17 protein-coding genes are annotated in these 18,334 nt (G+C 71.4%); 1 reads left to right on the top strand and 16 read right to left on the bottom strand.

The genetic code is table 11. From position 1 onward, the window contains the following. Positions 1 to 11: 11 nt before the first annotated feature. The 6 genes from carB to pyrR all read right to left on the bottom strand — a co-directional run bounded on the left by carB (position 12) and on the right by pyrR (position 8,028). Positions 12 to 3,320 carry a carbamoyl-phosphate synthase large subunit gene (gene carB, locus ACFSL4_RS21820; RefSeq protein ID WP_381085435.1) on the bottom strand — a complete coding sequence of 1,103 codons (3,309 nt, stop codon included), beginning with the start codon at positions 3,318 to 3,320 and terminating at the stop codon, positions 12 to 14. Next, positions 3,313 to 4,455: a glutamine-hydrolyzing carbamoyl-phosphate synthase small subunit gene (carA, locus tag ACFSL4_RS21815; protein ID WP_381085432.1), complete on the bottom strand. Its 1,143-nt coding sequence runs from the start codon at positions 4,453 to 4,455 to the stop codon at positions 3,313 to 3,315. Before carA ends, carB begins: the two co-directional genes overlap by 8 nt. After that, positions 4,452 to 5,012, bottom strand: a complete 561-nt coding sequence (locus ACFSL4_RS21810) for a PH-like domain-containing protein (protein ID WP_381085429.1) — start codon at positions 5,010 to 5,012, stop codon at positions 4,452 to 4,454. Before ACFSL4_RS21810 ends, carA begins: the two co-directional genes overlap by 4 nt. Further along, on the bottom strand, positions 5,009 to 6,295 hold the full coding sequence (locus tag ACFSL4_RS21805) for a dihydroorotase (protein WP_381085427.1): 1,287 nt from the start codon (positions 6,293 to 6,295) through the stop codon (positions 5,009 to 5,011). The genes ACFSL4_RS21810 and ACFSL4_RS21805 overlap by 4 nt, the downstream gene beginning before the upstream one ends. Positions 6,296 to 6,299: 4 nt before the next feature. Beyond that, positions 6,300 to 7,328 (bottom strand): aspartate carbamoyltransferase catalytic subunit, encoded by a 1,029-nt coding sequence (locus ACFSL4_RS21800; protein WP_381085425.1) that lies wholly within the window; start codon positions 7,326 to 7,328, stop codon positions 6,300 to 6,302. Positions 7,329 to 7,455: 127 nt separating this feature from the next. Beyond that, a complete protein-coding gene (pyrR, locus tag ACFSL4_RS21795; RefSeq protein ID WP_381085423.1) occupies positions 7,456 to 8,028 on the bottom strand; it encodes a bifunctional pyr operon transcriptional regulator/uracil phosphoribosyltransferase PyrR in 573 nt (190 codons plus the stop codon). A 264-nt stretch (positions 8,029 to 8,292) separates the two neighbouring features. Between pyrR and bldD the strand changes: the two genes are divergently transcribed. Beyond that, positions 8,293 to 8,793 carry a transcriptional regulator BldD gene (bldD, locus tag ACFSL4_RS21790; RefSeq protein WP_360976114.1) on the top strand — a complete coding sequence of 167 codons (501 nt, stop codon included), beginning with the start codon at positions 8,293 to 8,295 and terminating at the stop codon, positions 8,791 to 8,793. Between the two features lie 165 nt (positions 8,794 to 8,958). On the opposite strand, the gene nusB is transcribed toward bldD, so the two are convergent. The 10 genes from nusB to ruvX form a co-directional block, all read right to left on the bottom strand. Further along, a complete protein-coding gene (nusB, locus tag ACFSL4_RS21785; protein ID WP_381085419.1) occupies positions 8,959 to 9,393 on the bottom strand; it encodes a transcription antitermination factor NusB in 435 nt (144 codons plus the stop codon). Positions 9,394 to 9,395: 2 nt separating this feature from the next. Beyond that, positions 9,396 to 9,962 (bottom strand): elongation factor P, encoded by a 567-nt coding sequence (gene efp / locus ACFSL4_RS21780; protein WP_381085416.1) that lies wholly within the window; start codon positions 9,960 to 9,962, stop codon positions 9,396 to 9,398. Between the two features lie 44 nt (positions 9,963 to 10,006). After that, on the bottom strand, positions 10,007 to 11,113 hold the full coding sequence (locus ACFSL4_RS21775; protein ID WP_381085413.1) for an aminopeptidase P family protein: 1,107 nt from the start codon (positions 11,111 to 11,113) through the stop codon (positions 10,007 to 10,009). Positions 11,114 to 11,194: 81 nt separating this feature from the next. Further along, entirely contained in the window at positions 11,195 to 12,055 is an 861-nt protein-coding gene (locus ACFSL4_RS21770; protein ID WP_381085410.1) for a Pro-rich N-terminal domain-containing protein, read from the bottom strand. 197 nt (positions 12,056 to 12,252) lie between these two features. Next, entirely contained in the window at positions 12,253 to 13,344 is a 1,092-nt protein-coding gene (gene aroB, locus ACFSL4_RS21765) for a 3-dehydroquinate synthase (protein WP_381085407.1), read from the bottom strand. Next, on the bottom strand, positions 13,341 to 13,856 hold the full coding sequence (locus ACFSL4_RS21760; RefSeq protein ID WP_381085404.1) for a shikimate kinase: 516 nt from the start codon (positions 13,854 to 13,856) through the stop codon (positions 13,341 to 13,343). The genes aroB and ACFSL4_RS21760 overlap by 4 nt, the downstream gene beginning before the upstream one ends. Continuing rightward, positions 13,853 to 15,037: a chorismate synthase gene (aroC, locus tag ACFSL4_RS21755; protein WP_381085401.1), complete on the bottom strand. Its 1,185-nt coding sequence runs from the start codon at positions 15,035 to 15,037 to the stop codon at positions 13,853 to 13,855. The genes ACFSL4_RS21760 and aroC overlap by 4 nt, the downstream gene beginning before the upstream one ends. 135 nt (positions 15,038 to 15,172) lie before the next feature. After that, the gene (locus ACFSL4_RS21750) at positions 15,173 to 16,009 is read right to left on the bottom strand and encodes a shikimate dehydrogenase (RefSeq protein ID WP_381085398.1); all 837 of its coding nucleotides are present in this window, start codon (positions 16,007 to 16,009) and stop codon (positions 15,173 to 15,175) included. Further along, a complete protein-coding gene (gene mltG / locus ACFSL4_RS21745) occupies positions 16,006 to 17,724 on the bottom strand; it encodes an endolytic transglycosylase MltG (RefSeq protein WP_381085395.1) in 1,719 nt (572 codons plus the stop codon). The genes ACFSL4_RS21750 and mltG overlap by 4 nt, the downstream gene beginning before the upstream one ends. A gap of 124 nt (positions 17,725 to 17,848) precedes the next feature. Continuing rightward, positions 17,849 to 18,313 (bottom strand): Holliday junction resolvase RuvX, encoded by a 465-nt coding sequence (gene ruvX, locus ACFSL4_RS21740; protein WP_381085392.1) that lies wholly within the window; start codon positions 18,311 to 18,313, stop codon positions 17,849 to 17,851. Positions 18,314 to 18,334: the final 21 nt, after the last annotated feature.

Genomic DNA, 18,334 nt, shown 5'->3' with positions numbered 1-18,334 from the left:
CCTCAGGGCTGCTAGTCGCGGGCCGCGGTCAGGTGTTTCGCGTGTTCCTGGAGCGAGCGGACTCCCACATCGCCGTGGTTGAGGGCGTCGATGCCCTGGACCGCCGCGGCGAGCGCCTGGACCGTCGTCAGGCACGGCACGGAGCGTGCCACCGCCGCCGTGCGGATCTCGTAGCCGTCGAGGCGGCCTCCGGTGCCGTAGGGGGTGTTGACGATGAGGTCGACCTCGCCGTCGTGGATCAGCTGGACGACGGTCTTCTCGCCCTGCGGCCCCGTGCCCTCGGACTGCTTGCGCACGATGGTCGCGTTGATGCCGTTGCGCTTGAGCACCTCGGCCGTACCGGAGGTGGCGAGCAGCTCGAAGCCGTGGGCGACCAGCTCGCGCGCCGGGAAGATCATCGAGCGCTTGTCGCGGTTGGCGACCGAGATGAAGGCGCGGCCCTTGGTCGGCAGCGGCCCGTAGGCCCCGGCCTGCGACTTGGCGTACGCGGTGCCGAAGACGGAGTCGATGCCCATGACCTCGCCGGTGGAGCGCATCTCCGGGCCGAGAACCGTGTCGACGCCCCGGCCGTGGATGTCGCGGAACCGCGACCACGGCATCACGGCCTCCTTGACTGAGATCGGCGCGTCGAGCGGGAGCGTGCCGCCGTCGCCGTTCCTCGGCAGCAGGCCCTCCTCGCGCAGTTCCGCGACGGTCGCGCCCAGCGAGATCCGGGCGGCGGCCTTCGCCAGCGGCACCGCGGTCGCCTTCGAGGTGAAGGGGACCGTACGGGACGCGCGCGGGTTGGCCTCCAGGACGTACAGGATGTCCCCGGCCATCGCGAACTGGATGTTGATCAGTCCGCGGACGCCGACACCACGGGCGATGGCCTCCGTCGAGGCCCGCAGCCGCTTGATGTCGAAGCCGCCCAGGGTGATCGGGGGCAGCGCGCACGCCGAGTCGCCGGAGTGGATGCCGGCCTCCTCGATGTGCTCCATGACGCCGCCGAGGTACAGCTCCTCGCCGTCGTACAGGGCGTCGACGTCGATCTCGATCGCGTCGTCGAGGAAGCGGTCGACCAGGACCGGCCGGGAGGGGCTGATCTCGGTGGACTCCGCGATGTACGACGACAGCCGGGTCTCGTCGTACACGATCTCCATGCCGCGCCCGCCCAGGACGTAGGACGGCCGGACGAGGACCGGGTAGCCGATCTCGTCCGCGATGGCCTTGGCCTCCTCGAAGGTGGTCGCGGTCCCGTGCTTGGGCGCCGGCAGCCCGGCCTCGGCGAGCACGCGTCCGAAGGCGCCGCGGTCCTCGGCGGCGTGGATCGCCTCGGGCGAGGTGCCCACGATCGGTACGCCGTTGTCCTTCAGCGCCTGTGCCAGGCCGAGCGGGGTCTGGCCGCCGAGCTGGACCACGACGCCCGCGACCGGGCCGGCCTGCTGCTCCGCGTGGACGATCTCCAGCACGTCCTCCAGCGTCAGCGGCTCGAAGTAGAGGCGGTCGGAGGTGTCGTAGTCGGTGGAGACGGTCTCCGGGTTGCAGTTGACCATCACGGTCTCGTAGCCGGCGTCGCTCAGTGCGAAGGAGGCGTGGACGCAGGAGTAGTCGAACTCGATGCCCTGGCCGATGCGGTTCGGGCCGGAGCCCAGGATGATCACGGCGGGCTTCTCGCGCGGCGCGACCTCGCTCTCCTCGTCATAGGAGGAGTAGAAGTACGGCGTCCTGGCCGCGAACTCGGCGGCACATGTGTCGACCGTCTTGTACACCGGGCGCACTCCCAGCGCGTGCCGCACCTCGCGCACCACGTCCTCGCGCAGCCCGCGGATCTCGGCGATCTGCTGGTCGGAGAAGCCGTGCCGCTTGGCCTCGGCGAGCAGCTCGGCGTCGAGCCGCTCCGCCCCGGCCAGCTCGTCCGCGATCTCCTTGATCAGGAAGAGCTGGTCGACGAACCAGGGGTCGATCCTCGTGGACTCGAAGACCTCCTCCGGCGTGGCACCGGCGCGGATGGCCCGCATCACCGTGTTGATCCGGCCGTCCGTCGGGCGCGCGGCCTCGCGCAGCAGCCCGGCCTTGTCGCCGGGCTCGCCCACGAACGTGAACTGGCTTCCCTTCTTCTCCAGCGAGCGCAGCGCCTTCTGGAACGCCTCGGTGAAGTTGCGGCCGATCGCCATCGCCTCACCGACCGACTTCATGGTCGTGGTCAGCGTGTTGTCGGCGCTGGGGAACTTCTCGAAGGCGAATCGCGGGGCCTTGACGACGACGTAGTCGAGCGTCGGCTCGAAGGAGGCCGGGGTCTCCCGGGTGATGTCGTTGGGGATCTCGTCGAGCGTGTAGCCGACGGCGAGCTTGGCCGCGATCTTGGCGATCGGGAAGCCGGTCGCCTTGGAGGCCAGGGCCGAGGAGCGCGAGACGCGCGGGTTCATCTCGATGACGATGACCCGGCCGTCCTCGGGGTCGACCGCGAACTGGATGTTGCAGCCGCCGGTGTCGACGCCGACCTCGCGGATCACGGCGATGCCGATGTCGCGCAGGATCTGGTACTCGCGGTCGGTCAGCGTCATCGCGGGGGCGACGGTGATCGAGTCGCCGGTGTGCACGCCCATGGGGTCGAAGTTCTCGATGGAGCACACGACCACGACGTTGTCGTGCTTGTCCCGCATCAGCTCCAGCTCGTACTCCTTCCAGCCGAGGATGGACTCCTCCAGGAGCACCTCGGTGGTCGGGGAGAGCGCGAGTCCGGTGCCGGCGATACGGCGCAGTTCCTCCTCGTCGTGCGCGAAGCCGGAGCCGGCGCCGCCCATGGTGAAGGAGGGGCGGACGACGACGGGGTAGCCGCCGAGCCGCTCGACGCCGGCCAGGACCTCGTCCATGGAGTGGCAGATCACGGACCGGGCCGACTCGCCGTGCCCGGTCTTCTCCCGGACCGCCTCCACGACCTCCTTGAACCGGTCGCGGTCCTCGCCCTTGTGGATCGCCTCGACGTTGGCGCCGATCAGCTCCACCCCGTACTTGTCGAGGACACCGTTCTCGTGCAGCCTGATGGCCGTGTTGAGGGCCGTCTGGCCGCCCAGGGTGGGCAGCAGCGCGTCCGGCCGCTCCTTGGCGATGATCTTCTCGACGAACTCGGGCGTGATCGGTTCGACGTAGGTCGCGTCGGCGATCTCCGGGTCGGTCATGATCGTCGCCGGGTTGGAGTTGACCAGGACGACCCTGAGGCCCTCGGCCTTCAGGACCCGGCAGGCCTGGGTGCCGGAGTAGTCGAACTCGGCGGCCTGGCCGATGACGATCGGGCCGGAGCCGATGACCAGGACGGACTGGATATCGGTGCGCTTAGGCACGCTGGCCCTCCATCAGGGATACGAAGCGGTCGAACAGGTAGGCGGCGTCGTGGGGACCCGCTGCCGCTTCGGGGTGGTACTGGACGCTGAAGGCCGGCCGGTCGAGCAGCCGGAGACCCTCCACCACGTTGTCGTTGAGGCACACGTGGGAGACCTCGGCGCGGCCGTAGGGGGTGTCGGAGACCTTGTCGAGCGGGGCGTCGACGGCGAAGCCGTGGTTGTGCGCGGTGACCTCGACCTTGCCGGTCGTGCGGTCCTGCACCGGCTGGTTGATGCCCCGGTGGCCGTACTTCAGCTTGTAGGTGCCGAAGCCGAGCGCACGGCCCAGGATCTGGTTGCCGAAGCAGATGCCGAACAGGGGCGTCCCGCGCTCCAGGACGGCCCGCATGACGGAGACGGCGTGGTCGGCGGTGGCCGGGTCGCCCGGACCGTTGGAGAAGAACACCCCGTCCGGCTGCACGGCGTACACGTCGTCGGCGGTCGCCGTGGCGGGCAGCACATGCACCTCGATGCCGCGCTCGGCCATGCGGTGCGGGGTCATGCCCTTGATGCCGAGGTCGACGGCGGCCACGGTGAACTTCTTCCCGCCGATCGCGGGGACGACGTACGCCTCCTTGGTGGCGACCTCGGCGGAGAGGTCCGCGCCCTCCATCTCGGGCGCCTGGCGCACCTCGGCGAGCATGACGCCCTCGTCGGGCAGCGCGTTGCCGGAGAAGATGCCGACGCGCATGGCGCCCCGCTCGCGCAGGTGGCGGGTGAGGGCCCGGGTGTCGATGCCGGAGATGCCCACGACGCCCTGGTGGCGCAGTTCCTCGTCCAGCGAGCGCTTGGCGCGCCAGTTGGAGGGCACGCGCGCGGGGTCGCGTACGACATACCCCGCGACCCAGATCCGCTTGGACTCGGGGTCCTCGTCGTTGACGCCGGTGTTGCCGACGTGGGGGGCGGTCATCACGACGACCTGGCGGTGGTACGACGGGTCGGTGAGGGTCTCCTGGTAGCCGGTCATACCGGTGGAGAAGACGGCCTCACCGAAGGTCACCCCCACGGCCCCGTAGGCGCGGCCGCGGAAGATCCGGCCGTCCTCCAGGACAAGTACGGCGGGAACCCCGGAGGCTCCCCTGGTGGAGGTCGTCATCGTGCGCCTTCCGTCTTGTTGATCATCTGGTTCAGGGTGTCGACCCAGTCGTTGTGCTCGGCCGCGTGGTCGGAGCGGAACCCGGAGTCGATCAGCCTGTCGCCGTGCGCCCAGGTCACCACCAGCAGACCGCCCTCGGTGAGGACCTTGCCCGCGATGCCCTTGTCGAGCCGGGCCCCGCGCAGCCGCCCGGCCGGGACGAAGAAGTCGCCCGCGCCGGGGCGCACCACCTCCAGGCCCGCGTCCGTCAGTATGAGCTCGACCCGGCTGCGAGTACCCAGGCCGTGCGCCACGATGCGGTCCAGCCACTGCCCTGCGGTGGTGGAGCCGTGGTAGCGGCCGGTCATCTCCAGTCTGGCCGGGCCGGGGTCGTCCGGCGCGCCGGGCAGCTCCGGCAGGTCGCTCTGCAGGATGCCGCGCCACTTCCAGCCCTCGCGCATCAGCCAGTAGACGAGGGCGACGAACAGGGCGAGTCCCACGAGCCAGCCGAGGCGGGCGGCCCAGTCGGTCACTTCCGCCGATTCCCTCTCGGCGGCCAGCAGGTAGAGAGATGTCACGCGAGCTTCCCGTCGACGAGCGTGGCCTTGCCCCGCAGCCAGGTGTGCGTGACACGGCCCGGCAGCTCACGGCCCTCGTAGGGGGTGTTGCGGCTGCGCGAGGCGAAGCCCGCGGGGTCCACGGGCCCACGGTATGCGGTGTCGACGAGGGTGAGGTTGGCCGGCTCGCCTGCCGAGACGGGTCGGCCGTGGCCCGTGGCGCGCCCGATCCCCGCGGGCGCGAAGGACATGCGGTCGGCGACGCCGGCCCAGTCGAGCAGCCCGGTGTCGACCATGGTCTCCTGCACCACGGACAGCGCGGTCTCCAGGCCGACCATGCCCATGGCGGCCGCCGCCCACTCGCAGTCCTTGTCTTCGTGCGGGTGCGGGGCGTGGTCGGTGGCGACGATGTCGATCGTGCCGTCGGCGAGGGCCTCGCGCAGCGCCGTCACGTCGCGTTCGGTGCGCAGCGGCGGGTTGACCTTGTAGACCGGGTTGTAGGTGCGCACCAGCTCGTCGGTGAGAAGGAGGTGGTGCGGGGTCACCTCGGCGGTGACGTCGATGCCCCGGGACTTGGCCCAGCGCACGATCTCGACGGACCCGGCGGTCGACAGGTGGCAGATGTGCACGCGCGAGCCGACGTGGCCGGCGAGCAGGACGTCGCGGGCGATGATCGACTCCTCCGCGACGGCCGGCCAGCCGCCCAGGCCAAGCTCCGCGGAGACGACGCCCTCGTTCATCTGGGCGCCCTCGGTCAGCCGCGGCTCCTGCGCGTGCTGGGCGACGACACCGCCGAACGCCTTCACGTACTCCAGCGCGCGGCGCATGATCACCGCGTCGTGCACGCACTTGCCGTCGTCGGAGAAGACCGTGACGCCCGCCGCCGACTCGTGCATGGCGCCCAGCTCGGCGAGCTGCCTGCCCTCCAGGCCGACGGTGACCGCGCCGACGGGCCGCACGTCGCAGTAGCCGTGCTCGCGCCCGAGCCGCCAGACCTGCTCGACGACGCCGGCGGTGTCGGCGACCGGGAACGTGTTGGCCATGGCGAACACGGCCGTGTATCCGCCGCTCGCGGCCGCCCGGGTGCCGGTCAGCACCGTCTCGGAGTCCTCGCGGCCGGGCTCGCGCAGATGGGTGTGCAGGTCGACCAGGCCCGGCAGCAGCACCTTGCCGCCGGCCTCGACCACCTCGGCGCCCTCGGCATCGAGGCCGGTCCCCACCCGGGCGATCTTCTCTCCGTCGATCAGCACGTCCTGCGGCTCGCCGCCGAGCACCTTCGCACCACGGATCAGGGTCTTGCTCATCTGGCTACTTCTCCTCGGTACGCAGTTCGGAGGCGGACGCGAAGCGCGTCGGTGCAAGGGCGGTGGCGGGCGACGGGTGGGCCACGGCAGGCTCGTTGCCGCCCAGCAGCAGGTACAGGACCGCCATGCGGATGGAGACGCCGTTGGCGACCTGCTCGACGGCGGTGCAGCGCCCGGAGTCGGCGACCTCGGCGGTGATCTCCATGCCGCGGACCATGGGACCGGGATGCATCACGATGGCGTGCTCGGGCATCCGGGCCATGCGGTCGGCGTCGAGGCCGTAGCGGCGTGAGTACTCGCGCTCGGTCGGGAAGAAGGCGGCGTTCATGCGCTCGCGCTGGACGCGCAGCATCATCACCGCGTCGGACTTGGGCAGCGTGCTGTCGAGGTCGTAGGAGATCTCGCACGGCCAGGACCCGGCGCCGACCGGCAGCAGGGTGGGCGGGGCGACCAGGGTCACGTCGGCACCGAGGGTGTGCAGCAGGTCGACGTTGGAGCGGGCGACCCTGCTGTGCAGGACGTCCCCGACGATCGTGATGCGCCTGCCCGCCAGGTCGCGGCCGAGCCCCGCGTCACGGCCGACCAGGCGGCGGCGCATGGTGAAGGCGTCGAGCAGGGCCTGCGTGGGGTGCTGGTGGGTGCCGTCGCCCGCGTTGATCACGGCGGCGTCGATCCAGCCGGAGTTCGCCAGGCGGTACGGGGCTCCGGAGGCGCCGTGCCGGATGACGACGGCGTCGACGCCCATGGCCTCCAGGGTCTGGGCGGTGTCCTTCAGGGACTCGCCCTTGGACACGCTGGACCCCTTGGCGGAGAAGTTGATGACGTCCGCGGACAGCCGCTTCTCGGCGGCCTCGAAGGAGATCCGGGTGCGGGTGGAGTCCTCGAAGAAGAGGTTGACGACGGTGCGGCCGCGCAGGGTCGGCAGCTTCTTGATCGGCCGGTCGGCGACCCGGGCCATCTCCTCGGCGGTGTCGAGGATCAGGACGGCGTCGTCGCGGGTGAGGTCGGCGGCCGAGATGAGATGACGCTGCATCTTTCAGGCTCCGTAAGGCAGTTCATTCGGGAAGCAGGGGTCCGGGGGCCGGGGGGCACAGCCGGGCAGACAGGCGCGCGTCTGGATGCACTCGTGGGGCGCATGGCAGTGGCGTGCGCCCGGGGTGCTACTGCTGTGCGCCTGGGAGGGTCTGCTTCGCGCCGAGCAGCACGGTGTCGCGACCGTCCTCCTCGGCGAGCTGGACCTTGACCGTCTCCCGCAGCGACGTGGGCAGGTTCTTGCCGACGTAGTCGGCGCGGATCGGGAGCTCGCGGTGGCCGCGGTCCACCAGGACCGCGAGCTGGACCGCGCGGGGACGCCCGATGTCGTTCAGGGCGTCGAGGGCGGCGCGGATGGTACGACCGGAGAAGAGCACGTCGTCGACGAGGACGACGAGGCGGCCGTCGATGCCGTCACCGGGGATGTCGGTGCGGGCCAGCGCGCGCGGTGGGTGCATGCGCAGGTCGTCGCGGTACATGGTGATGTCGAGGGAGCCGACCGGGATACCACGGCCGGTGACCTGTTCGAGCTTGGCGGCGAGCCGCCGGGCCAGGAAGACGCCTCGGGTCGGGATGCCGAGGAGCACCACGTCGTCGGCGCCCTTGGCGCGCTCGACGATCTCGTGGGCGATGCGGGTCAGCACCCGCGCGATGTCAGGGCCTTCGAGGACGGGCCGCGCATCGGAATGCTGCGTGTCCATACGAAACGGACCTCCTTCTCCGCCTCACGGGACGGACCTTAAAGGACGTCGGGATTGCGCCATCCACGGTACCAGCCCGCCCCGGGCGGTTGACCGCCGCCTCGGGCCGGGCGTCACCCGTCCGGCGGCATCGCGGTCCGTCTGCCACGGAAGGGTCGGTCCGGACCATTCGGCTTGACGAGGCAGAGTCACGCTGCGTAACCTCACAGTGAGTCACCAGCCGCGCGGCCAGGCCGCACGTCGACACCGTGTCCGGGGAGCCATATGTCCAGCGAATACGCCAAACAGCTCGGGGCCAAGCTCCGGGCCATCCGCACCCAGCAGGGCCTTTCCCTCCACGGTGTGGAGGAGAAGTCCCAGGGACGCTGGAAGGCGGTCGTGGTCGGTTCGTACGAGCGCGGCGACCGCGCCGTCACCGTACAGCGCCTCGCCGAGCTGGCGGACTTCTACGGGGTTCCGGTGCAGGAGCTTCTGCCCGGCACCACTCCGGGCGGAGCCGCCGAGCCGCCGCCGAAGCTCGTCCTCGACCTGGAGCGGCTGGCCAACGTGCCGGCTGAGAAGGCGGGCCCGCTCCAGCGGTACGCGGCGACGATCCAGTCCCAGCGCGGCGACTACAACGGCAAGGTGCTGTCCATCCGCCAGGACGACCTGCGCACGCTCGCGGTCATCTACGACCAGTCGCCCTCGGTCCTCACCGAGCAGCTGATCAGCTGGGGCGTCCTCGACGCGGACGCGCGCCGCGCCGTCGCCCATGAGGAGAGCTGACCGCTCCTTCCTCAGCAGAAACGTGCCGCCGGGGTGGCCGAAACCATGTGGTTGCGGCCACCCCGGCGGCGTTGTACGAGCCGCGGCCGCCGTCGGCGTGCACGAGCGGCAGACGCCAAAGGGCCCGCACCCGATGTGCTGCGGGCCCTCCGGTGCTCGTGCGTCTCAGCTCTCGTCGCGACGCAACGACGGCTTCAGCTCCTTCAGCCGGCCGAGCAGGCCGTTGACGAACGAGGGCGACTCATCCGTGGAGAACTCCTTGGCGAGCTGCACCATCTCGTCGAGCACCACCGCGTCCGGGGTCTCGTCGACCCAGATCAGCTCGTAGGCGCCGAGGCGCAGGATGCTGCGGTCGACGACCGGCATCCGGTCGAGCGTCCAGCCGACCGCGTACTGCGCGATCAGCTCGTCGATGCGCTTCGCGTACGTCGCGTACCCCTCGACCAGCTGCATCGTGTACTCGCTCACCGGCGGCTGCCGGGTGTCGGTCCGCGAGTGCCGGATCCAGTCGGCGAGTACCGTGCGGACGTCGGCCCCGCGCTGGTCACCCTCGAAGAGGATCTGGAAGGCACGCTTACGGGCCGTATTACGGGCAGCCACGGTTAGCTGTTCACCCGGCCGAGGTAGTCGCTCGTGCGGGTGTCCACCTTGATCTTCTCGCCGGTGGTGATGAAGAGCGGGACCTGGATCTGGTGGCCGGTCTCCAGCGTGGCGGGCTTGGTGCCGCCGGTGGAGCGGTCGCCCTGCAGGCCCGGCTCGGTCTCGGCGATGGTCAGCTCGACGGCCGCGGGGAGCTCGACGAAGAGCACCTCGCCCTCGTGCTGCGCGACGGTGGCCTCGAAGCCCTCGACCAGGAAGTTGGCGGCGTCACCGACGGCCTTGCGGTCGACGTGGAGCTGGTCGTACGTCTCCATGTCCATGAAGACGAAGTAGTCGCCGTCCATGTACGAGAACTGCATGTCGCGTTTGTCGACAGTGGCCGTCTCGACCTTGACACCGGCGTTGAACGTCTTGTCGACGACCTTGCCGGAGAGCACGTTCTTGAGCTTGGTGCGCACGAATGCCGGGCCCTTGCCGGGCTTGACGTGCTGGAACTCGACGACGGACCACAGCTGGCCGCCTTCGAGCTTGAGCACCATGCCGTTCTTGAGGTCGTTCGTGGAAGCCACGGTTGCGGAATCTCCTGGACTGACGTACGACCCCGGGGCACGCGCTACAGCGCGAGGAGCTCCTTGGTCGTGATGGTGAGTAGCTCGGGTCCGCCGTCCGCCTCGGGGCGCACGACGAGCGTGTCATCGATCCGGACCCCGCCCCGGCCGGGGAGGTGGACCCCCGGTTCGACGGTGACCGGCACGCAAGCGTCCAGTTTACCCATGGCCGTGGGGGCCAACTGCGGGTCCTCGTCGATTTCGAGTCCCACACCGTGCCCGGTCATCGGCGGGAGACCCTCGCCGTACCCCGCCGAATCCAGCACCTGACGTGCGGCGCGGTCCACGTCACGATATCCGGCGCCGGGTGCCAGGGCCTCGCGTCCGGCCCGCTGGGCCGCGAAGACGAGGTCGTACAACTCGACCTGCCAGTCGGCCGGCGAGGTGCCGATGACGAACGTCCGGCCGATCTCGCAGCGGTAGCCGCGGTGGGCGGCCCCGAGGCAGACGGAGAGGAAGTCTCCCTCCTCCACCCGCCGGTCCGTGGGGCGGTGCCCGCGGCGGCCGGAGTTCGGGCCGGTGGCGACGGAGGTGGTGAAGGCGGGGCCGTCGGCTCCGTGGTCCACGAGCCGGCGCTCCAGCTCCAGGGCGAGATGGCGCTCGGTGCGGCCGACGAGGATCGATTCGAGCAACTCGCTCAGGGCCTGGTCGGCGATCTCCGCACCGATCCGCAGGAGGGAGATCTCCTCCTCGTCCTTGACGAGCCGCATCTGCTCGACGGCGCCGCCGAGGTCGGCGAGCCGCAGCCGCGGCGCGACGGACCCCAGGGCCCGGTGCCGGGCGACGGTGAGGTGGTGCTCCTCGACCGCCAGGGACTCGGCGCCCTGCGCGACGGCCAGGCCGGCCGCGGCGACGGCGGGGTCCCCACCGGGCAGCGGCAGCGGATGCACCCGCACCGCCTCGTCGGGCCGGCCGTCGGCGTGCTGGTCGTCCGGCGGTCCGGCGCACAGCAGGACGTCCTCGCCCGCGCCCAGCAGCAGCACGGCGCCCCGGGGCGCCGTGCCCGCGAGATAACGCACGTTGGCGGGGCGGGAGACCAGCGCCGTCGCGCTGCCGCCCGCGCTGCAGCGTTCCCTCAGCCGCTCCCGGCGGGCCGCGTACACCTCTGACATGACCCGAGCCTAAGAGCGCCGGCCGGATGCCGCCGCTCCAGAGCGGCCGGACGGGCGGCGGGGCACCCGGGGCCCAGGGCCTCACCAGGCGGGCGGGCTCGCGATCGACCGCGCCAGCACCTCGTCCAGCACCCGGGCCGTCCCCTCCACATCGAGCTGGGAATTGTCGATGATCGGCAGCCCGGAGCCGTACCAGCCGGCCATGCGGCCGTGGATCCGGGCGACCTCCTCGTCGCTGAGGCGGCGGTTGCCGCTGCGCTCCGCGTTGCGCTCCAGGACGATCTCCAGACCCGGGAGGAGGACCACCGGCAGCAGACCGGGTCCCACATGCCGTTTCCAGCCGCCGAGGCCGACGACCGGGCGGTCCGGGAAGACGGCGTCGTCGAGGATGCACGAGATGCCGTTGGCCAGGAAGTTGCGGGCCGCGAAGCCGCAGGTGCGGCGGGCGAGACGGTACTGCGCCTCCGAGTGGTCGTTCCACCCCGACTGCGGGTCGGCGAAGCCCGAGCGCACCCATTCGCGGACGTCGTCGAGGCTGATGTGGGCCGTCGGGACGCGGCGGTGGTCGGCCCAGCACTTCGCGACGCTGGTCTTGCCCGCGCCCGCGGGGCCGATGAGCAGCACGGCGAGCGTGGTGGACGAGGGATCCGGGGCGCTCGCTGCGGGCGGTGCGCTCGGCATGCCGACCGGGCAGCCGGGCGGGAGCCGCACATGGCCCGTGGTGTCCGGCGCGGGCGGGGCGGGTGGCCCGGGCGCGTGCTGCGGCGGTACGTGCGCGTGCGGTGCCGCGAAGCCCGGCGCCGCCGCGGGCGGGGTCTGTGGTGCGGGGCCCGGACGGGCGCCCGGCTGTCCCGGGTGGTGTGCGGCCGGTGACCAGGCGGTCGCCGGACCGTGCCCCGGCTGGTGGGGCGGCGGCAGCGGAGCTCCCACTGCGTGCTGCATCCGGTGCCACTCCGTCTCGTGCAGGCGATCGACGCTGGCAGCGGGGCGTGGCACCCCGCTCCCCACCGAACGGTACCGTCCCCGGCCGCCGTTGTGTGAACGCCCTGCAGCGCCCCGAAGTGCCCATCGCCCCGGGTAAATCGGGGCAACCGGCGCCCAGCGGAACGAGTCACCCGCCCCATGGCCCCGGGAGGGGACTACTCCCCCACTTCGCCGTAGGCGGCGAGCAGGACCGCCGGGTCGGGACCTTCCAGCAGGGTCGGCTTGGCCAGGCCGTCCAGGACGACGAAGCGGAGCAGATCACCGCGGGACTTCTTGTCGACCTTCATGGCCTCCAGCAGCTTCGGCCACTGGTCGTACCGGTAGTGCAGCGGCAGCCCCACCGACTCCAGGACGGTGCGGTGGCGGTCGGCGGTCTCGTCGTCCAGCCGGCCCGCCAGACGGCCGAGCTCGGCGGCGAAGTGCATACCGACCGCGACGGCCGCGCCGTGCCGCCAGGTATAGCGCTCGTTCTTCTCGATGGCGTGGCCGAGCGTGTGCCCGTAGTTGAGGATCTCCCTGCGGCCCGACTCCTTCAGGTCGGAGGAGACCACCTCGGCCTTGACCCTGATGGAGCGTTCGATCAGCTCCGCGGTGTGCGGGCCCGCCGGACTGCGGGCGGCCTGCGGGTCGGCCTCGATCAGCTCCAGGATCACCGGGTCCGCGATGAAACCGGCCTTGATGACCTCGGCCAGCCCGGAGACGTAGTCGTTGACCGGGAGGGACTCCAGCGCGGCCAGGTCGCACAGCACCCCGGCAGGGGGATGGAAGGCGCCCACCAGGTTCTTGCCCTCGGCCGTGTTGATGCCCGTCTTGCCGCCGACCGCCGCGTCCACCATGGCCAGCACGGTGGTGGGGATCGCGATCCAGCGCACACCGCGCAGCCAGGTCGCGGCCACGAACCCGGCCAGGTCGGTGGTCGCACCGCCGCCCACCCCCACGATGACATCCGTGCGGGTGAAGCCGGACTGGCCCAGCGCCTTCCAGCAGTAGGCGGCGACCTCGGCGGTCTTGGCCTCCTCCGCGTCGGGCACCTGGATGGCCACGGCCTCGAAGCCCTGCTCCGCGAGGTCGGCGCGCAGCGCCTCGCCGGTCCCCTCCAGCGCCCGCGGGTGGATCACCGCGACCCGCTTGGCCCTGTCGCCGATCAACCCGGCGAGTTCGCCAAGGAGTTGACGGCCGACCAGGACCTCGTAGGGGTCGGTGTCGGCGGAGCCGCCGACCTGGATCCGAGTCACTGCCTCACTCATGCTTCTTTCAACTCCACTGCTTCCAGAACCGCTTGGGCGACCTCTTCGGGGCTGCGGCCGTCGGTGGCCACCACCGCCGTGGCGACCTCCTCGTAAAGACGGCGGCGCGCCTCCATCAGCTCCCGCCACTGCTTGCGCGGGTTGACCGCCAGCAGCGGCCGGGCGGCGTTCAGGCCGGTGCGCTTGACTGCCTCCTCGACGTCCATCGACAGGTACACCACGCACTGCCCGGCGAGCGACGCCCGCGTCTCGTCCTCCAGCACGGCGCCGCCGCCCAGGGCGAGGACCCCCTCGTGCTCGGCGAGCGCCGTGCGTACCGCCGCCTTCTCCAGGGCGCGGAAGACCGGCTCGCCCTCCTCCACGAAGATGTCGGCGATCGGGCGGCCCTGCCCGGCCACGATGTCGTCGTCGGTGTCCCGGTAGCCCACGCCCAGCCGCTCCGCGAGCAGCCGCCCCACGGTGGACTTGCCCACCCCCATCGGGCCGATGAGGACCACCGCCGGCGCGCTCACCGGATCTCCAGGTGGTCGAGGTAGGAGCGGACGTTGCGACGGGTCTCGGCCACGCTGTCACCGCCGAACTTCTCCGCCACCGCGTCCGCCAGGACGAGGGCCACCATCGCCTCCGCGACGATCCCTGCCGCCGGCACCGCGCACACGTCGGAGCGCTGGTGGTGGGCCTGGGTGGGCTCGCCCGTCGCGACGTCCACGGTCTTCAGCGCGCGGGGCACGGTCGCGATCGGCTTCATCGCCGCCCGCACCCGCAGCAGCTCACCGGTGGACAGACCGCCCTCGGTTCCTCCGGAGCGGCCCGTCGCGCGCCTGAGGCCCTCGGGTGTCGTGAGGATCTCGTCGTGCGCCTTGGAGCCCGGCACGCGCGCCAGCTCGAAGCCGTCGCCGACCTCCACACCCTTGATCGCCTGGATGCCCATCAGCGCCGCGGCGAGCCGCGCGTCCAGCCGGCGGTCCCAGTGCACGTGCGAGCCCAGGCCCACGGGCACGCCGTAAGCCAGGACCTCGACGACACCGCCGAGCGTGTCGCCGTCCTTGTGCGCCTGGTCGATCTCCGCGACCATCGCCTTCGACGCGTCCGCGTCCAGGCAGCGCACCGGGTCGGCGTCCAGACGCTCGACGTCCGCCGGGGCCGGGTACACCCCGTACGGCGCCTTCGCCGCCGCCAGCTCCACCACATGCGAGACGATCTCGATGCCGGCCGTCTCCTTCAGATACGACCGCGCCACCGCGCCGAGCGCCACACGGGCCGCGGTCTCGCGGGCCGACGCCCGCTCCAGGACCGGCCGGGCCTCGTCGAAGCCGTACTTCTGCATGCCCGCCAGGTCGGCGTGGCCGGGGCGGGGGCGGGTCAGCGGCGCGTTGCGGGCCAGCTCGGCCAGTTCCGCCGGGTCGACCGGGTCGGCCGCCATGACCTTCTCCCACTTGGGCCACTCGGTGTTGCCCACCATGATCGCGACCGGGGAGCCGAGGGTGAGCCCGTGCCGGACGCCGCCGAGGAAGGTGACCTCGTCCCGCTCGAACTTCATCCGGGCACCGCGTCCGTAGCCGAGCCGCCGCCGGGCCAGGTGGTCCGCCACCATCTCCGTGGTGATCGGCACGCCGGCGGGAAGGCCCTCCAGCGTGGCGACGAGTGCGGGTCCATGGGACTCCCCCGCGGTCAGCCAACGCAACCTGCTCAACGGTGCTCCTCATGCTCGCGCCTGGAACTGCGGTGGCGCGACCGGGTGCGCGGCCCTGGCCCGCCGCCTCCGATCCTCCCACGTCCGGGGGCCGGGGCCGGTCGCGGTCCATCAAACGGACGCGGAGGCCGGACGTCAACGCTCCGACAGGGCCTTCTCGCCGGCCCTGCGCATGGCGTCCAAGGGGGCCGGGGAGCGGCCCGTCATCTGCTCGACCTGCAGCACGGCCTGGTGCACGAGCAGGTCCATGCCGCTGACGACGGCACCGCCGGACGCGCTCCACCGGGCGGCGAGCGCGGTGGGCCAGGGATCGTACAGCACGTCGAACAGGGTCGCCGGATGCTCCGGGACGGCGGCGGCCAGCGCGTCCGTCGTCCCGGCCGGTGTGGTGGCCACGACCAGCGGGGCACGCAGCGCCCGATCGGCGTCCGCCCAGTCCGCGGTGCGGACGCCGACGCCGAGCCGCTCGCCCCACTGCCGCATCTCGGCGGCCCGCGCCTCACTGCGGACGTAGGCGACGACCTCGCCGGTGCAGATCCGGGCCAGGGCGGCCAGCGCGGAGGACGCGGTGGCGCCCGCGCCGAGGACCGCGGCGGAGGCGACCTCCTCGATGCCGCGCTCGCGCAGTGCGGCGACCATCCCGGGGATGTCGGTGTTGTCGCCGACGCACCGCCCGTCGTCGGTGAACACGACGGTGTTCACGGCCTGCACCGAGACCGCCGTGTCGCTGATCGAGTCGAGCAGCGGGATGACGGCCCGCTTGAGCGGCATGGTCAGGGACAGCCCGGCCCACTCGGGCCCGAGCTTCTCGACGAACCCGGGCAGCGCCTCCTCGTCGACCTCGAACCGGTCGTAGGACCAGTCCGTCAGCCCCAGCTCGTCATAGGCGGCGCGGTGCAGCACCGGAGAGAGGGAGTGGGCGATCGGGGAGCCGAGGACGGCGGCTCGGCGCTTGCTGACGGTGCCCGTCATTGGCCCTTCTTCTGCTCTTCGAGGTACTTCTCGCGGTTGCGGTTCTGCTCTTCGTTGGTTTCGGCGAAGAGCGTCTCGTTCTCGTTGACCGAGACGAAGTAGTACCAGTTTCCCTCGGCCGGGTTGAGGGCGGCCTCGATGGCCACCTCTCCGGGGTTGTCGATCGGCCCGGGGGGCAGTCCCTTGATCTTGTACGTGTTGTACGGGTCGTTGATCTGCCGCAGCGCGTCGACGGAACCCGTCGCCAGCTTGGACTGGCCGCGCAGGTAGTTCACCGTCGAGTCGAAGTCGAGCAGGCCGTAGGTCTCGGTGTTGTCGGGCTTGAGCCGGTTGTAGACGACCGTGGCGACCTTCTCGAAGTCGTGCTTGTACTTGCCCTCGGCCTGGACGAGGCTCGCGACCGTCAGGACCTGCAGCGGGCTCTGCAGGTTGAGGCTCTCCGCCTTGTCCTGGATGCCGAACTCGGCGTACTTCTCCTTGGCCATGTCGACCATCTGCTTGAGGACGTCCTCGGGCTTCATGCCCTTGGCGACCGGATAGCTGGACGGATACAGGAATCCCTCCAGCGGATCCTTGATGCTCTTGGCGCTGTTGGCCCAGTCGGGAAGGCCGAAGGTCTTCCACTCCTTCCGGGCGATGTCCCGGGTGGTGCCCGACTTGAGCTTCAGACGCTCGTCGATCGCCGTGTAGATCCTGGAGTTGCGCCAGCCCTCGGCGATGATCAGGTTGTTCTTGCTCTTCGGGCTGAGCATCAACTGCACCGCGGCGGCCGCCGACATGTGCTTGTTCAGCGTGTACGTGCCCGCCTGGATGCTCTTGCCGTTGGGGTTCTGCTCCTGCGCCGCGACGAACGCGTCGACGCTCTTGACGACACCGGCCTGTTTCAGCACCTGGCCGATGGCGTAGCCGCCGGAGCCCTTCGGAATGGTGACGGTCACCTGCTCGCCGTTGCCGTCGCCCGCGTAGTCGGGCGCCGGGCCGAAACGATTTTGGTAGAACTGGTAACCGAGATATCCGACTCCGCCGACACCTCCGACGAAGACCAGGACAACCACCAGGCAGGCGACGCCGCTGCGGCCCTTCTTGCCCTTGCCGCCGCGCCCCCGCCGCTCACCGCGGCCCCGGCGGCCGTCCGGTCCGTCGTCGGCGTCGTCATCGTCGTCGCCGCCCGCGAAGAAGGCGTGTTCGCCCTCGTCGGGGCCGGGGTCCCAGTCGGTCTCGGGCTCCGGCTCGGCGCGCCGCCGGTGCGGTGGCTCGGGCGGCGGATACGCGTCGGGCGTCTGGTAGAGGTCGGGCTGTCCGCCGGCGTAGGTGCCCGGCTGGGCGCCGTACGGGTCCACCGGGTCGGCGGGGTAGGGGACATGCTGCCCGCCGCCGTCCCAGCCGCCGTTGCCGTACTCCTGCTGCGGCTGACCGCCGTAGTGCGGTCCGCCCTGCTGCGGGTACTGCGGCCCGCCCTGGCCCTGCGGGTACTGCGGCCCGCCCTGGCCCGCGTACTGCCGGTAGTCCTGCTGCCCCTGGCCGTACACGCCCTGGTGGGCGCCCTCCCAGTCGCCGTAGTGCTGCTGCGGCTGCTGGGGATACTGCTGCTGCGGCTGGCCCCCGTAGGGGGACGGGGCCACACCGGCCTGCTGCCCTCCCCATCCGACGTCCCCGTACAACGGGTCCTCCGGATCCCACGGTGCGGAGCCTGGGCCCCGGCCATACTCAGTCATCGATCCCCTAGAGCCGCGAGGCGGCGGTCACGCAGCGTGTCTGGCCCGGCTTCCGGTCCGCCTCTTTGCTGTGCGGTGGCTGTTCCAACACCATCGCATCGCGCGGAACGTTACCGTATCGCGATCAGATGACCACTTCGACGCCCTCGCCGGGAGATTTCCCTGACACCCGTTCGGATTCCAGGGCCTGCTGCAGGATGACGACGGCGGCGGCCTGGTCGATGACGGACCGGCCCTTCCTGGCCTTCACGCCCGAGGCGCGCAGTCCCTGACCGGCCGTCACCGTGGTCATCCGCTCGTCCACGAGCCTGACCGGAACGGGCGCCGCCCAACGCGCCAGTTCCCGGGCGAAGCCGCGGACCTTGGCCGCCGCGGGGCCCTCGCCCCCCGAGAGGGAGCGGGGGAGGCCGACGACGATCTCAATCGGCTCGTACTCCTCGACGAGCTGCTTCAACCGGCGGTGAGCCGCCGGAACGTCCCGCCCCGGCACCGTCTCCACCGGTGTGGCGAGGATCCCGTCGGGGTCGCAGGAGGCGACCCCGATGCGGGCGTCGCCGACATCGATGGCGAGCCGGCGTCCTCTTCTCATGCTCGTGACCGTTTCCTGCTC

The sequence above is a fragment of the Streptomyces caeni genome (assembly GCF_042678285.1).
Classification (GTDB): Bacteria; Actinomycetota; Actinomycetes; order Streptomycetales; family Streptomycetaceae; genus Streptomyces; species Streptomyces caeni.
This window is presented reverse-complemented; position numbering and strand designations above follow the sequence as displayed.

What these genes read in the sequence shown, in the direction of transcription:
- carA (WP_381085432.1), bottom strand. Translation starts at nt 4,455, where the DNA reads ATGACGACCTCCACCAGGGGAGCCTCCGGGGTTCCCGCCGTACTTGTC.
- ACFSL4_RS21805 (WP_381085427.1), bottom strand. Translation starts at nt 6,295, where the DNA reads ATGAGCAAGACCCTGATCCGTGGTGCGAAGGTGCTCGGCGGCGAGCCG.
- ACFSL4_RS21800 (WP_381085425.1), bottom strand. Translation starts at nt 7,328, where the DNA reads ATGCAGCGTCATCTCATCTCGGCCGCCGACCTCACCCGCGACGACGCC.
- pyrR (WP_381085423.1), bottom strand. Translation starts at nt 8,028, where the DNA reads ATGGACACGCAGCATTCCGATGCGCGGCCCGTCCTCGAAGGCCCTGAC.
- bldD (WP_360976114.1), top strand. Translation starts at nt 8,293, where the DNA reads ATGTCCAGCGAATACGCCAAACAGCTCGGGGCCAAGCTCCGGGCCATC.
- ACFSL4_RS21775 (WP_381085413.1), bottom strand. Translation starts at nt 11,113, where the DNA reads ATGTCAGAGGTGTACGCGGCCCGCCGGGAGCGGCTGAGGGAACGCTGC.
- ACFSL4_RS21770 (WP_381085410.1), bottom strand. Translation starts at nt 12,055, where the DNA reads ATGCAGCACGCAGTGGGAGCTCCGCTGCCGCCGCCCCACCAGCCGGGG.
- aroB (WP_381085407.1), bottom strand. Translation starts at nt 13,344, where the DNA reads ATGAGTGAGGCAGTGACTCGGATCCAGGTCGGCGGCTCCGCCGACACC.
- ACFSL4_RS21750 (WP_381085398.1), bottom strand. Translation starts at nt 16,009, where the DNA reads ATGACGGGCACCGTCAGCAAGCGCCGAGCCGCCGTCCTCGGCTCCCCG.
- mltG (WP_381085395.1), bottom strand. Translation starts at nt 17,724, where the DNA reads ATGACTGAGTATGGCCGGGGCCCAGGCTCCGCACCGTGGGATCCGGAG.
- ruvX (WP_381085392.1), bottom strand. Translation starts at nt 18,313, where the DNA reads ATGAGAAGAGGACGCCGGCTCGCCATCGATGTCGGCGACGCCCGCATC.